Origin of the sequence: Corynebacterium sp. AOP36-E1-14, from assembly GCF_052377495.1 — a bacterium.
In the GTDB taxonomy this organism is placed as follows: Bacteria; Actinomycetota; Actinomycetes; order Mycobacteriales; family Mycobacteriaceae; genus Corynebacterium.
In genome coordinates, this window is sequence record NZ_JBQSWV010000029.1 from 25,626 (window position 1) to 39,274 (window position 13,649).

Here is a 13,649-nt window from a genome sequence, read left to right on the forward strand (position 1 = left end):
ATCGTTGACGATCATTCGACGGTTGCTGTTCTCCACCGTCAGCCGGTGAAGTCGGGCACCATCGTGTGGTGATCTCCATGATCTGATTTCGTTCATTGTGCTATCTCCTGTAGTCGTGTAGTTGTCGCGCTGTGAGGGGCCTCTCGCCGCCGAACGGCCCCTGTTGGGCCTCCGGGTGAGGGTGGGGGTGTTTCATCGCCCCATTCGCCCTTCTGTGGTCTTTGACCGCTCCAGGACGGCCACGGCGGTGTTGTAGGCTTCCCACTCGCGCTGCGACGCTCCGGGGCGGTCGGCACGGCCCCAGGCGTAGGCGGCCAGGGCTGTGAGGATCAGGGCCGAGATGATGAGCATGAGATTGCCTTTCTAGGCGTGGTTGATGCTGCGGAATTTGCTTTTGAGGTGCGCGTTCAGTTCGCGCTCGGGCCAGTACGGGGTACGGCCCTGGTAGACGGGGGAGGGGAGATCCCCGCCGTACCACCAGCGGCGTACCGTGCGACGGTTCACGCCGAAGCGGTCGGCCACGTCCCGGTGAGACAGGAAGCGCTCGTTATCGATGTGGATCATTTGGTCACCTCCTTTCGATGGTGAATAGGCCGGCCAGGCGGGCCTTCTGCTCGTCGGTGAGGACGGGGGCGGTGGTGAGGATCTGGGCGACGTAGTCAGTGGTGTTCAGTGCGGGGCCTTCCGTGAAGCGGCATAGAAATAGCCCCGACCGGGCGGGTGCCGGTGGGGGCTGCGTGTTGTGGTGGGTGCGGGGTCAGGGCGGGGAGCGCGTCACGGTATCCCCCTTCCCGGTGCGCCGGTGGTGCGCGAGTGTCATTGTGAAGGGACATGAAAAAGGGGACCGGCCCGAAGGTCGATCCCTAAAATCTTGCTACATCCAGTATACCAGCGATGTCGATAACTCCCACTACGTTAAGTATAACCCCGTTGTGCGCCATGCAGGTCAGGTGGTGTTTTTCGCCTAGCTCCATCTTACCGTGCGATTCTCACGGGCCTGGGATGAGACGTGCACCGGGTCAACCCCCGCCTACGTCCATCTTAACGCCGTTTTGACACATCCCAGGTCCACCCGTGTTTTCCGCTACTTCCAGTAGTAGCAGACGGGGTACGTTTCCTTTGCGACCTGCGGAAACAGTGGAGGGTTCCCCGCGTTGTGTCCCACGTCCAGTATACCAGCGGTTTAGTGAGTGTTCCCCGGAACTCTCACCCCTCAATTATACCGCGAGGTTACCGTTTGGTGCCGGAGCTTTCCTGAAAACCTGCTACATCCAGTATACCAGCGATTCCAAAGTTTCCCCGGAACTCTTACCCGTCAAGTCTACCGCGATCTGTCCAAGGGTCTTCCGTGTCGTCTCCTGAAAACCTGCTACTACCATTAGTAGCACATCGGGTGACAACCATTTCTGACCTGCGGAAACAGTGGAGGGTTCCCCGGAACGCTTACCCATCTATTCTACCACCGGTTTAGTGAGGGGCCACCGGCTCGCCTTGTATCCGTGCTCCAGGGATCTTGACCTTGGGGTCGAAACCTCCGCGTGCGTTCCCTTCTGCGATTTGTTCACGGTTGACCGTGAGAAGTCAGGCGGCAGGTGCCCCAAATGGGACACCTGAACAGGGGGGTCAATTCTGACCCCCCAGAACCGGGGCGTTGCGGACACTTTGGGAGGGAGCGATTGAGGGAGCGGATGGAGGTTCCCCTAACATGAGTGGATGCAGGGGGGCACTTCGGTCGGTCAGACATCGGTCGCTCTCAAGAGGCCACGGAAAAGCCGTGGCACTGCACACGCTCCGGGAATTACTCGGCTGCGTCAGGACGGGGATACTCCACGAGGGGACTACAGGTACCACCGCTGTTCCCGCCATCGTCTGCCTTGACCGGGTGCCCCTCAGCCCGCCTACGCCTTCTGTAGGTCGGGCTTTGGATATGGTTGGGTGATCCCGCTCTGACCGGGGACGGCACCGGTGGTGAACCGGCCCACCCGTATGAATCCACGGGCGCAGGGATGAGGTGCGGCAGGTGGTCCCAAATGGACCACCTGCCCCAGGTGGCGAAAGATCGCCAGTAGGGGGAGGGTCTAGGCCGCGTCCGTCAGGACATACGGCACCGGCAACTCGTCGGCCGACAACACGTACGGGATCGGATCATTCATCCGTTGCGGGTTCGGGACAGGCCCGGTAAAGTGGGGGGAAGACATTGCGGAAGTTGGTCCGTTCTTGTTCAGGCCTCCCGGTGAGCTACACACTCCCGGTTGAGGCCGTTTGTTTTAGGTACACCCCTACTAGTAGTCGCCAATATTCGATCGTGCTCATCCCCGGGTCGTCACCGCCGAACCAGCGCATCACCTCCTCGTTCCCCGCCTCCTGTCCGGTGTCCCCGGTGTCCGCGTTCTCTCCGGTGTCCGCCTCCCAGCCGATGAACTGATCGTCCTCCCCGTTGGATTCCATGGTGTTCCCCCTGGTGGCCATGTTCCTGTCCTTCCTGTTGTTCCTGCATGTGATTTCTTTTCCTCGCCCTCGTGACGTGGACCGTGTCCCCTCCTCACACCCCGGCGAAGCCGACGACCAGCGGGATGAGACCCACCAGGACGAACGCGGGGAGGAAACACAACGTCAGCGGCGCGGCGACGGCCACGAGCACCCGCTCGGCCCCTGCCCTGGCCGCGTCCTCGGCCCGTCGACGCAGTCGGTCGGCCTGGGCGGTCACCTCACCGGCCATCCGCCCACCGTTGCGCACCTGGGACGCCGCCCGACGGGCCACCGGGCCGAAGCTCGGATCCGCCGCCAGGTGGTGCCACGCGGTCGCCCCCGCGCCCAGTTCAAGCAGGGCGGACACCCGGAGCAGATCCCCCACGACGGGGTCGGTGAGCTCGAGTTGTCCCGGGACGCCTGCCCGCACCGCCGCCGTCCACGCCCCTGCCACGGGTAGTCCGGCGAGGATCGCCGCGGCGAAGACGTCGAGCACCCGCGCGGCGACGAGCGCGCCGACACCCGGTGCCGCTGAGACCCCTGGGATGCGCAAGCCCCCTGAGGCCCCTGCCCTGGCACCGGGCCCGGCGCGCCCGCCGACACCGCCGAGCACCGTGACCGTCAACGACTCCACCCACAGCACCCCGGCGCTGGCCAGGAGGGTGCCCGCCAGCAGCACCAGGACACCGAGTACGTCGCCCACCAGGAACGCCACCGGGGCCAGCCCCATCGACTGCCCGATCCCGAGTGCCCCGAGCGGGAGCAGGAGCAGGATGACCTCGGTCATCCGCGCCCCGGCCAGGGCGCTGGAGGTGTGCCCGAGGTGGGTGAGCCGGGCGTCGAGGTCCTCGACGCACCGTTGCATCAACGACCCCAGGGCCAGCCCGTGTCGCTCGGCGACCGCCCACATCCGTAGCAGGACCTGCAGTTCGGCCGGGCTGCCGTTGGTACCGGTGCTAGTACCGGTGTCAGTACCGGTGTCGGCACTGGGGCCGGTACCGATCTCGGCCCCGAGGCGGATGCGGTGGACCTCGCGTCCGACGACCGCGGTGATCCCGTGTCCGGTGGTGAGGGCCTGTTCGGCGGCGTCCACCGGCCGGGCGCCGACGAGTAGTTCCACGGCGAAGGCGTCGGTGAAGTCGCGGTACTCCCTGATCCTGGTCCGGTCACGCGACAGGGCCACCGCCGCCGTCACCACCCTCTTGCCGGTGAACGTCACCGCCGCGCCGGTGCCGGCCAGTGCCAGCGCCGTCACCATGTGCGGTCCCAGCAGGTGTCGACCCGGAGCCGTCCGTCGTCGCCGCTGAGGCGTCCGATCTGACTGACCTGGCGCCGTCCCGCGACGCGGGACAGGTGCACGACCGTGTCCACCCCGTCACCGACCTGCCGGGCGACGGTCTCCGCGGGCATCCCCGCGAGCGCGCCCAGTGCGGTGAGCCGGCCCGGTACCGCCGCCAGACTGTTGGCGTGCACCGTGCCCGCGCTGCCCCCGTGGCCGGTGTTGAACGCCAACAGCAGCTCCGCGATCTCGGCTCCCCTGATCTCGCCGACGACGATGCGGTCCGGGCGCATGCGCAGGCTCTGGCGCACGAGCATGCGCATGTCCACCCCGCCGGCACCGTCCGCACCGGCGTCTCGGGTGCGCAGTCCCACGACGTGCGGATGCTCCGGCACCAGTTCCGGGGTGTCCTCCACGAGCAGGAGGCGTTCGCCTGCCGGCACCTCGTGCAGCAACGCCGCCAGCAGGGTGGTCTTGCCTGCCCCGGTGCCACCACTGACCAGGAAGGACCGTCGGGCGGCGATGAGCTCGCGCAACCGTGCGGCGACCTCGTCCGGGAACATCCCGGTGCGCTGCAACGCCGCCAGGTCACCGTGCCCGCGCGACAGTGCCCGCAGGCTCACGCACGCCCCTGAGGCGGCCGGCGGGTCGAGCACGGCATGCACCCGCACCCCGCCGGCGACGACGCCGGGTGGCAGGTCGGTGAGGATGCCGTCGGCGAAGGGACGTGAGTCGTCCAGCCGCACACCGCAGGCCGCCGCGAGGCGCACGGCGATCCGCCGGCAGGTCTGCGCGTCGCCGACGTGCAGGTGGGTGGGTTCGACCCCGTGTCCGCGGTCCACCCACACCGGACCGGGACCGTTGATCAGCACGTCGGTGACCTGCGGGTCGCACAGCGGCACGGCGAGCTCACCCAACCCGGAGAACTCGCGGGTCAGGGTACGGACCTGCTCGACGCCGGCGCCGGTGGCGTCGTCCAGGGCGCCGACCACCCCGGCGATGTCGGCCTGGGTCGGCCTGGCCACCGCACGGTCCACCAGCCCGTCGCGGACCCGGTCGACGAGGCTCGGCGGGCTGTCCTGCCCCGGAGTCTCCGCGCTCTTGCCCGCCATGCTCTGCCTGGTCAGTCTTGTCCGCCCCGTCAGTCGCCCGGTCATCGCAGCGCCTCGAGCAGACGCAGGGCCGCAGGCCCGGCGGTCCCGGCGCCGCTGCCGGTGGTGCGGAAGTCTCCGCGGTCCACGTCGACGGTGAGGAAGGGGTCGTCCTCCCAGGTCACCGCCGGTGCCCTGCCGAGCAGGCTCAGGGTCTGGTTCCACGTCAACCCGGAGCGCGGTAGTTCACGCAGCACCACGTGGACGCCGTCGGCGTCCTGCAGGGCACGGCGTGCGGCCAGCACGGCGGGCACCGACTGCGGGACGACGAGCACCCGCGCGGTCACGTCACCGCCGACGGCGACCAGGTCGCGGCGTCCGCAGTCACGGACCACCGGACGGGACGGGTGGGCCACCGCCCTTGCACCGGCTCCCTTTGAAACTTCGGAGCCTTCGGCACCGCCGCTGTCGGCCTCGAGGATCCCGACGTCCTGCACCCATCTCACCGTTGCCGCACCGGCCCCGACCGGGGCACCTGGGTCACCTGAGTCGTCCGAGTCGTCCGAGTCGTCCTCCGCCCCGAGGAGCAGCGGCAGCTGCCCGGGCCGCGACAGCGGGTCCTCGTCCACCAGAAGCGCCTGACCGGCCCCGCCCGCCCCACCGGACGTCGTCGCCCCGGCGGCGAGGGCACCGGCGAGCGCGGCGGCGAAGACGCTGGTCCCCGCCCCGCCGACGATGCCGGCGACGGCGATGTCGACGAGGTCGTGGCTCCCGATCATCGTCGCCAGTTCCCCGACGGCCTCCGGGATCTGCAATGCAGACATCCCGTCACCGGCCGCCCCGTCACCGTCGCCGTCCTGCGTGAACGGCATGCCGGTCACCCGGATGGTGCGTACCGACGCCGAGGCGTCCTGCGGTTCCCCACCGAGTGCACCTGGTTCCTCCGTCGAGTCGGTGACGACGACGAGCCGTGGGAGCCCGGCGGTCTCGTCCTCACCGACGAGACGCCGCCCCGTCGCCGCGACGACCATCGCCACCTCGTCGACGAGGCCCGGGTCCGCCAACCTCAGCAGGACCGGAGCCGGTCCCGAAGCTGGCCCCGAAGCTGGCCCCGGCCCTGAACCCAGCCGCGCCGCCGAACGTGCACCACCGGTGAACTTCCCGGCCATTCCCCTGACACCTCGTGTTCCCCTCATGGCGGTAGATAGTGACAGCAGGGCCACCACAGTGGAAGAGGGACCGGCGAGACGGCAGGTTCCTGTGGATAACTTCCGTGGCGGTTTCGCGAAACTGTCCCCACCCCCTGTGGACAACGTTCGCGGGGAAAGGAATGAATGATACGCAAGGTAACGAATGAGGCTCCTGGAACGTATGGTGTAGGTGTGACTACGCCGCAGGGAGAACCACGCGAGCCGGACGGCACCACCGCCTCCCACACCACCAACGGGACACCCGACGCCCCGGCCACGCCCGTCGCCGACCTCAGCAGGGCCATCGCCACCGACCCCGGCGTCGACCCCCCGCACGTCCTGGCCGTCTTCGACCTGGACAAGACGATCATCGACACCTCGGCGTCCATGGCCTACCGCAAGCCGCTGGCCGACCGCGGACTGATCAGCACCTCCGACATGCTGCGCATGCTGATGATGCTCGGCAACTACATGATCAGCGGACACGACGACAACTCCCTGAACACCACCCGCGACACCCTCGTCGCCATGGTCCGCGGCCGCAGCAGCGACGACCTCGCCGACGTCGCCCACGGTGCCCTGCAGGACGTGATCGTCCCGGTCATCTACGCCGAGGCCCGCGACCTGATCGCCCGCCACCACGAACTCGGCCACAAGGTCGCCATCATCACCGCCTCCGCCCGCGTGCTGGTGTCGCCCATCGCCGACGAACTCGGCGCCGACCACCTCATCGCCACCGAACTCGCCGTCGACGACGACGGCCTGTTCACCGGCGAGGTCCCCTTCTTCTGCAAGGGCCCGGCCAAGGTCGAGGGGCTCCGCGAGCTCTGCGACACCGGGGGCTACGACCTCACCGCCAGCTACGCCTACACCGACTCCGCCACCGACCTCCCGCTGCTGGAGGCCGTCGGCCACCCCACCGCGGTGAACCCGGACCGCGCGCTGCGCCGCGAGGCCACGACCCGCGAATGGCCGATCGCCCGCTTCGGACGCGCCGAGCCGCTGTTCACCCTCCCGGAACACACCGGCGCCATCGCCGGCACGTCCGCCGCCGTGGCCCTCGTCGGCACCGTCGCCGCAGGGCTCCTGGTGTGGCTGCGCGGACGCGAGGACGAGTGACCCCGACCCACTAGAGTGCGGCTTCTGCCTCACCATCCGGGCGGCTCTGGCACAATAGCGTGGAGAACCGACACGGTAGGATCACCGTAGGATCACCGAACCGGGATTTTCGAACCGGACCATCACCCAGGAGAGTGCGTAGTGAGCGACAAGAACAGCAACGGCCTGTTCACTGACCAGGACAGCTTCAACCCCAAGGTCAACTCCATCCCACTGTCCGACGCGGACGCCCAGGCCGCCGGCCGTGGCGGCAGCATCGCCGACCTCGTCAAGGACGCCACCGCCCAGGTGTCCTCCCTGATCCGTTCCGAGGTCGAGCTCGCCAAGACGGAGATCTCCGCCAGCGCGAAGAAGGCCGGCATCGCCGTCGCCATGTTCGGTGCCGCCGGTGTGGTGCTGGCCTACAGCTCGTTCTTCTTCTTCTTCTTCCTCGCCGAGCTGCTCGACAACTGGCTGCCGCGCTGGTCGGCCTTCCTCATCGTCTTCGGCATCATGGTCGTGCTCGTCGCGCTACTCGCCCTGCTCGGCGTGAAGTTCGTCAAGGGCGTCAAGAAACCCCAGGCCACGATCGACTCGGTCAACGAACTGAAGTCCGTGGTCCCCAGCGGGCAGAAGAACGAGTCCGCCGACAACGGGCTGTACACCTAGACCGTCCGGCTTTGACCGGCCCCTCTTCCAACGCCATGACCAGCGCCGACGCCGCCCACAAGTACGTCCACACCCGCGGCATCCGCCTGCACGTCCTGGTGCAGGGTCCCCCCGACGCGCCCCTGGTACTGCTCATCCACGGTTTCGGTGGAGGGCACTTCGACTGGCGTGAACTGATGCCCGAACTCTGTGGCACCACCGACGCCGGGAACCCCTCCCCGCCGGTGCGCGTCGCCGCCGTCGACCTGCGCGGATACGGTCGTTCCGACAAGACTCCGCGCGGCTACGACCTCACCACCGCCGCCTCCGACATGTGCGGCACGATCCGCGCCCTCGGCCACACCGACGCCCTGGTCGTCGGCCACGGCGAAGGCGGGCTCATCGCCTGGACGATGGCCGCCCACGAGCCGCGCCGCGTGCGCGGCATCGTCACCCTCTCCTCCGCGCACCCCCTGGTGCTCGCCCGGTCCGTCCTGCTGCACCCGGTCTCACAGTGGCCGCGGGTGCGCGCCTCGCTCTACGCCCAGCTGCCCCGCCTGCCGGAACGCGCCCTGCGCCGCAACGGCTCGGAGGCGGTCGCCCAATCCTTCCGTCAGCAGGTCGCCCCCGGTTTCCGGGACACCGCAACCTGCCGGGAGCACGAGGAACTTCGCCGCGAGGCGATGCAGATCGACAAGGTCGCCCACCTGTCCTGCGAATACCGGCGGTGGACGCTGCGTAGCCGGCTGCGCCCGGAGGGCGGCGACTTCAACCGGACCTTCCCGGCCCGCACGGAGGCTCCCGCGGTGTGCGTGGACGGGTCGATGGACCCCGCCTACTCCCCGCGTATCGCCCGGCGCTCCGCCACGCGTGGTGCCGACGACTCCTCCGCCGAGCTGCTCTACGGTGTCGGCCACTTCCCCCACATCGAGGACGCCCCCTCCGTCGCGGCGATCATCCGCGACGCCGAGCCACTCAGCTGACCACGCACTCCTGGGTGTCCACCGGCGAGCGGTAGGACGCGGTGTCGCCGACGTGGGAGAGCACCTCGTTCTTCGTCAGGGCGTAGCCGGTGTCGGAGTCCCCGACCGCCGCGCCGAACACCAGGCCGAGCACGTTGCCCTCGGTGTCCACCAGCGGTCCGCCGGAGTTGCCCTGCACCACGGTGCCGCGCAGTGTGTACGCCTCACGGTCGACCCGTGCGTCGGCGTAGATGTCCGGTCCGGAGACCGTGAACATCTCCCGCACGCGTGCCGGGGTGGCCTGGAACGGCCCGCCGAGGGGGAAGCCCATGACGATCGCGTCGTCGTTCTGTGCGGCGGGCTGGTCCGCCCAGTCGAGGGTGGGAATCGTGGTGCCGTCGGTGGTGCGGATCAGGGCGATGTCCTGCGACGGGTTGTAGTAGACGACCTCGCCCTCGGCGTCGCCGTCGACGGTCTCCAGGGCCACCCGGCCGGTGCCTGCCACCACGTGGGCGTTGGTCATCACCAGGTCCGGTTCGATCGCGAAGCCCGAGCCCTGCAGGATCCGGCTGCACTGCTCGGCCTCACCGAGCACCCGCACCAGCGACGGGCGGGCCTCGGCGACGACCGGATCGTCCGACAGCGCGGAGTCCGGGGCCGCGACCTCGGCGGAGGGCACCTCGTCGAAGGGGTCGGTGATGACCGGGAAACCAGAGTCGCTGAAGAACGACGCCGTCTGCTGCGGCAACGCCTCCAGCCACGACGGGGCGAGTTTGCTCACCCCGGACAGGATCGAGGATCCACGCACCGCCTTGCCCAGGTCCCCGGAGTTGTTGCCGGCCACGGGCACCACGATCAGCCACACGACCACGACGGTCGTGACGACCTGGACCAGCGCACCGACCACCGAGTCGACCCGCAGCACGGCGCGGGTACGGATCAGGTCACGCAGACGCCCGCCGATCACCGAACCGATGGTGTAGCCGATGACCACGGACCCGGCGACGACCGCCAGGGCGACGAGGAAACGCTGGGTGTCGCCGTCGACGTACCCCATCACCCACGGCAGGATCCGCAGGCCCAGGACACCACCACCGAGCACGCCGGCCAGCGACAGCACCGCCGAACAGCCGCCCTGCCGCCACCCCGACATCAGGGCGAAGACGGCGACGACGCCCAGGGCGACGTCGACGATGACCGAACCGCTCATCGGCTTTCCTTCCTGTCGTGTGTGCTGTCGTGTGTCCTGTCGTTCTCCAACTCCCCGTCGAGCCGGTCGCCGAGCGCCTCGGCTGCGAGGTTCTCCCCGTTGCGGGAGGCCTCCAGCGCCGCGAAGAGGTCCGCCACGGCCGCCGGCTCACCGTCGGCCCAGGGTTCCTCCCAGGGCCGCTCCCAGCCGGCGATGGTGAGCAGGGCGTCCACCACCCCGCCGGTGAACCCCCACAGGAGGTACCCGTCGACGTCGAAGGCGGGGCCGTGCCAGCTCAGGAAGCCGATACGGCGGCGGTTGGCGGGGTCGGCCAACCGGGCGACGGGGAAGGCCCGGACCCAGTCGGACTCCTGCGTGGCCGGGTGCACCGGCCCCGGGGTGCGCCACCAGGCGACGACCGGGATCACGGCGTGGTTCGTCCGGTCGATGTACAGCGGCGCCATCACGCTCACCGGCACCACCGACGTCGGGTCCAGCGCGGTCTCCTCGACCGCCTCGCGCACCGCGGTGGCGACCGGGTCGGCGTCCTGCGCCTCCCGACGGCCGCCGGGGAAGGCGATCTGCCCGGAGTGCGTGCGCATGCGCGGGTTGCGGTGCGTCAGCAGGACGGTCGTCTCCCCCGAGTGCTCCCCGAGCAGCACCAGCACCGCCGAGTAGCGCGGCGGGGTGCCGTCCGGCCCGAGTTCGGGGACGGTACGTGCCGGCTCGTTGAAGATCGCGCCGATGCCGCTCTCCCCGGCATCCGGGTCCGCGCCCGGGGCCGTGACCTCGGCGAGACGACGGACCCAGTCCGGGAGGTCGTCCGGCAGTGCAGGCTGGGTCCGCGCAGACTCCAGCCAGTCCTGCAGTGAGTACTCCCCGGCGTTGTCACGCTCGGGTTCGGTGGGTCGGCTCATGAGTTCCCCATACTACGTGCCATGAGGTCCTCCACCTGCTCCACGGAGGTCAACTCCCCGGGATGCAGCTCCTGGCGGGAACCGTCGGCACCGTAGACCACCGACAACGGCACCACCGCCGGCAACGACGCCGCGGCCGCGACCTGCCCGGTGGAGTCCTGGAAGCTGGCGAAACGCACGTCCAGGTCGTTGAGCAGGTCCACACCTGCCTGGCCGCGTTCGTTGGAGTGCACCCCGACGATGTTCCACTCCGGGTGCTTCTCGGCGACCTCCTGCAGGACGGGCAGCTCCTGGCGGCACGGCCCGCACCACCACGCCCACACGTTGACCAGCGTGGGCCTGCCCGACAGCATCTCGGCGACGGACGCGCTCGACTGCCCACCTCCGTCGGTCAGACACGGCAGGACGACGTCGGCGAGCTCGGCGTCCTCAGCGACCTCAGCGTCCTGCGCCCCGGCCTCCGGCGACGGGCAGGCGACGCGCTGGGCCTCCGGCACGTCGTAGGACGTCCCGTCCGGGTCCGGCTCGCCGGTCGCCTCACCGGACGGCTCCGCCGGCGACTGCGAGGCCGACGCCGCTGCGCCCGGCGCGTTCTGGGCCCCGTCCCCTCCGGTCAGGGAGATCACCATCGGCACCGCGGCGACCGCCAGGCCGACGACGACCACGACCGCCAGCAGGATGCCGCGCAGACGCGCGTCCGACGGCGTTGCGTCCTCCCCGCGCGTCACCTCGTACCGTCCTCACGCGAGGGGCACTTCGCCGCCAGGACGCACTGCCCGCAGGCCGGACGCCTCGAGTGGCACACCTGCCGACCGTGGAAGATCAGGCGGTGGGAGAACATCGTCCACTCCTTCTTCTCCACCCTCGCGGTGATCTCACGCTCCACCGCGACCGCGTCCGTCTGCGTGGTCAGCCCCAGCCGACGCAGCACCCGGCCGACGTGCGTGTCCACCGGGAAACCCGGCACACCGAACGCATTGCCCAGCACCACGTTCGCCGTCTTACGGCCCACCCCCGGCAGCGCCACCAGCTCCTCCATCGAACCGGGCACCTCGCCGCCGTGGTCGGAGCACAACGCCGCACCCAGGCCGATGAGGCTGGACGCCTTGTTGCGGAAGAACCCCGTCGGACGGATGACCTCCTCCAGGCGCTCACGGTCGGCGCCGGCGTACGCCGCGGCGTCCGGAAACTCCCGGAAGAGCCCCGGGGTCACCTGGTTGACCCGCTTGTCCGTGCACTGCGCCGACAGAACGGTGGCGACGAGCAGCTCCAACGGCGTGGTGTAGTCGAGCTCGCAGTGCGCGTCCGGGTACTCCCCCGCCAACGTCCGGTTGACCCAGCGGGTCCGGCGCGTCAACGCCAGCGACGAGCCGGACGTGCCGGTCGTACCGGTCCGGTGGGTGGCGCGGGAATCAGAACGGGATGCAGAGGTTGTGACCATGGTGGAGACAGTCTAACCCCGCCGACGGACATGGACCCGACATGAAACATCACCGCCCGTGCCACGATGATTCCCCCGGCGTTCCACAGAACACGCCCCCCAGGCTGTATTGTGTGGAGTGACCCTTTTCGGGGGCCTGTGTGACCGATCCGTCACCACGGCCACAGCATCGCCGACACCGCCAGCTTTCGACCGAACAGCAGACGAACAGTACCAAGACCAGGAGTCAGACGAGTAATGGGTGAAGTACCTGAGATCCTGTCTCGCGCCGGAATTTTCCAGGGTGTCGAGGCCACAGCGGTCAACGCACTCATCGAGCAGTTGGAGTCGGTGACCTACCCGCGCGGAACCACCATCTTCGACGAAGGTGAACCGGGCGACCGCCTCTACATCATCATCAACGGCAAGGTGAAGCTCGCACGCCACGCCCCCGACGGGCGCGAGAACCTGCTGACGATCATGGGACCGTCCGACATGTTCGGCGAGCTGTCCATCTTCGACCCGGGCCCGCGTACCTCCGCGGCCGTCTGCGTCACCGAGATGACCGCGGCCACCATGGACTCCCAGATGCTGCACGACTGGATCTCCGACCACCCGGAGATCTCCGAGCAGCTGCTGCGCGTGCTGGCCCGACGTCTGCGCCGCACGAACAACACCCTGGCCGACCTGATCTTCACCGACGTTCCCGGGCGCGTGGCCAAGGCGCTGCTGCAGCTGGCGAACCGTTTCGGCGTGCAGGAGGGCGGCGCGCTGCGCGTCCACCACGACCTCACGCAGGAGGAGATCGCCCAGCTCGTCGGCGCCTCGCGCGAGACGGTGAACAAGGCCCTGGCGGAGTTCGCCCACCGTGGCTGGATCCGCCTGGAGGGCAAGTCCGTGCTGATCTCCGACACGGAGCGGCTGGCCAAGCGCGCGCGCTAGCGCCTTCGCCACCCCTCCCCTTTCTCACCCCCTCCTCGTCCAACGCAGCGGCCTGCAGGCCCTGCGTTTTTCTGCGCCCGCCGAAGTAGGTAGACTGATCTGGCTACTTAACTGGACCGCCCAGCACCCGACCCAGGCCCGACCCAGGCCCCCGCGCAGGAGGACACCCCGTGGCCGAGACCCGCCGCCGACCGGCACGTGAACGCATCCTCACCAGCGCCACCACCCTGTTCTACGAGCGCGGTATCGCCGCCACCGGCATCGACGCCGTCGTCGAGCACGCCGGCGTCGCCCGCAAGAGCCTGTACAACAACTTCGCCTCCAAGGACGAGCTCATCGCCGCCTTCATCGAACGCCGGCACCACCAGTGGCTCGACCTGCACCAGGCACGGCTCCGCGCCGCCGGCAGCACCCCGGCCGAGCAGGTCCTCGCTGTGGTCGACG

Annotated in this window: 15 protein-coding genes; 5 read left to right on the top strand and 10 right to left on the bottom strand. The window is 69.2% G+C overall.

Features of this window, described 5'->3' with window-relative positions:
* Window positions 1–192: 192 nt before the first annotated feature.
* From ACT3TD_RS12255 to ACT3TD_RS12280, 6 genes are all read right to left on the bottom strand, one after another.
* Window positions 193–351 (bottom strand): hypothetical protein, encoded by a 159-nt coding sequence (locus ACT3TD_RS12255; protein ID WP_444638008.1) that lies wholly within the window; start codon window positions 349–351, stop codon window positions 193–195.
* 12 nt (window positions 352–363) lie between these two features.
* The gene (locus ACT3TD_RS12260) at window positions 364–564 is read right to left on the bottom strand and encodes a helix-turn-helix transcriptional regulator (RefSeq protein WP_444638009.1); all 201 of its coding nucleotides are present in this window, start codon (window positions 562–564) and stop codon (window positions 364–366) included.
* 1,674 nt (window positions 565–2,238) lie between these two features.
* Window positions 2,239–2,469, bottom strand: coding sequence for a hypothetical protein (locus tag ACT3TD_RS12265; protein WP_444638010.1), 231 nt, complete (start codon window positions 2,467–2,469; stop codon window positions 2,239–2,241).
* 73 nt (window positions 2,470–2,542) lie between these two features.
* Window positions 2,543–3,727, bottom strand: coding sequence for a hypothetical protein (locus ACT3TD_RS12270; RefSeq protein WP_441579681.1), 1,185 nt, complete (start codon window positions 3,725–3,727; stop codon window positions 2,543–2,545).
* Window positions 3,721–4,860: a TadA family conjugal transfer-associated ATPase gene (locus tag ACT3TD_RS12275; RefSeq protein WP_441579682.1), complete on the bottom strand. Its 1,140-nt coding sequence runs from the start codon at window positions 4,858–4,860 to the stop codon at window positions 3,721–3,723. Before ACT3TD_RS12275 ends, ACT3TD_RS12270 begins: the two co-directional genes overlap by 7 nt.
* 41 nt (window positions 4,861–4,901) lie before the next feature.
* Window positions 4,902–5,903, bottom strand: a complete 1,002-nt coding sequence (locus ACT3TD_RS12280) for a hypothetical protein (RefSeq protein WP_441588419.1) — start codon at window positions 5,901–5,903, stop codon at window positions 4,902–4,904.
* A gap of 318 nt (window positions 5,904–6,221) precedes the next feature.
* Between ACT3TD_RS12280 and ACT3TD_RS12285 the strand changes: the two genes are divergently transcribed.
* From ACT3TD_RS12285 to ACT3TD_RS12295, 3 genes are all read left to right on the top strand, one after another.
* Window positions 6,222–7,148, top strand: a complete 927-nt coding sequence (locus ACT3TD_RS12285) for an HAD family hydrolase (RefSeq protein ID WP_441579684.1) — start codon at window positions 6,222–6,224, stop codon at window positions 7,146–7,148.
* Between the two features lie 141 nt (window positions 7,149–7,289).
* Window positions 7,290–7,796: a phage holin family protein gene (locus tag ACT3TD_RS12290; RefSeq protein ID WP_301443375.1), complete on the top strand. Its 507-nt coding sequence runs from the start codon at window positions 7,290–7,292 to the stop codon at window positions 7,794–7,796.
* Between the two features lie 35 nt (window positions 7,797–7,831).
* Window positions 7,832–8,758 carry an alpha/beta fold hydrolase gene (locus ACT3TD_RS12295; protein WP_441579688.1) on the top strand — a complete coding sequence of 309 codons (927 nt, stop codon included), beginning with the start codon at window positions 7,832–7,834 and terminating at the stop codon, window positions 8,756–8,758.
* On the opposite strand, the gene ACT3TD_RS12300 is transcribed toward ACT3TD_RS12295, so the two are convergent.
* From ACT3TD_RS12300 to nth, 4 genes are read right to left on the bottom strand one after another with little or no spacing between them, the layout of a single operon-like run.
* Window positions 8,751–9,947, bottom strand: coding sequence for a MarP family serine protease (locus tag ACT3TD_RS12300; RefSeq protein ID WP_301443374.1), 1,197 nt, complete (start codon window positions 9,945–9,947; stop codon window positions 8,751–8,753). The genes ACT3TD_RS12295 and ACT3TD_RS12300 overlap by 8 nt on opposite strands.
* Window positions 9,944–10,843, bottom strand: a complete 900-nt coding sequence (locus ACT3TD_RS12305) for an NUDIX hydrolase (protein WP_441579685.1) — start codon at window positions 10,841–10,843, stop codon at window positions 9,944–9,946. The genes ACT3TD_RS12300 and ACT3TD_RS12305 overlap by 4 nt, the downstream gene beginning before the upstream one ends.
* Complete coding sequence (locus ACT3TD_RS12310) at window positions 10,840–11,571, bottom strand: TlpA family protein disulfide reductase (protein WP_301444227.1); 732 nt, start codon at window positions 11,569–11,571, stop codon at window positions 10,840–10,842. The genes ACT3TD_RS12305 and ACT3TD_RS12310 overlap by 4 nt, the downstream gene beginning before the upstream one ends.
* A complete protein-coding gene (nth, locus tag ACT3TD_RS12315; protein WP_301444226.1) occupies window positions 11,568–12,284 on the bottom strand; it encodes an endonuclease III in 717 nt (238 codons plus the stop codon). The genes ACT3TD_RS12310 and nth overlap by 4 nt, the downstream gene beginning before the upstream one ends.
* Before the next feature lie 237 nt (window positions 12,285–12,521).
* Here nth and glxR point away from each other — a divergent pair, with 237 nt between their 5' ends.
* Both glxR and ACT3TD_RS12325 read left to right on the top strand, forming a co-directional pair.
* Window positions 12,522–13,205 (top strand): CRP-like cAMP-activated global transcriptional regulator GlxR, encoded by a 684-nt coding sequence (glxR, locus tag ACT3TD_RS12320; RefSeq protein WP_441579686.1) that lies wholly within the window; start codon window positions 12,522–12,524, stop codon window positions 13,203–13,205.
* 170 nt (window positions 13,206–13,375) lie between these two features.
* A partial coding sequence (locus ACT3TD_RS12325; protein WP_444638011.1) for a TetR/AcrR family transcriptional regulator occupies window positions 13,376–13,649 on the top strand: 274 nt, incomplete at its 3' end.